Genomic DNA, 419 nt, shown 5'->3' on the forward strand with positions numbered 1-419 from the left:
TGGGAATATCTGGCGAACAAAATCAGACAGAATTATCGAGACAAGATCAGGCAGGAGACTTTGCCCAAGCTTATGTAGTTGCCCATGAAGTAGGACATCATGTTCAAACTTTGCTTGGTATCTCATCTCAAGTACAACAGGCTCGAGCACAAGTCAGTCAAAGAGAAGGTAATCAGTTATCTGTACGTCAAGAATTACAAGCTGACTGTTTAGCGGGTATCTGGGCCAATCATAATCAACAGCGTACTCAGTTTTTAGAGCAGGGAGACGTTGAGGAAGCAATGGATGCCGCGCAAAAAATTGGAGATGACTACTTACAAAAACGGGCAACTGGACAGGTCGTTCCGGATAGCTTTACTCATGGTAGTAGTGAACAGCGAATGCACTGGTTCCAAGTCGGTTTAAAAACTGGTGATATT

Annotated in this window: 1 protein-coding gene; it reads left to right on the plus strand. The window is 43.7% G+C overall.

The genetic code is table 11. From position 1 onward, the window contains the following. A partial coding sequence (locus tag WCE05_RS26185) for a neutral zinc metallopeptidase (RefSeq protein WP_368816863.1) occupies window positions 1-419 on the plus strand: 419 nt, incomplete at both ends.

The organism is Pseudomonas sp. I2 (assembly GCF_040984075.1).
GTDB classification, from domain to species: Bacteria; Pseudomonadota; Gammaproteobacteria; order Pseudomonadales; family Pseudomonadaceae; genus Aquipseudomonas; species Aquipseudomonas guariconensis_B.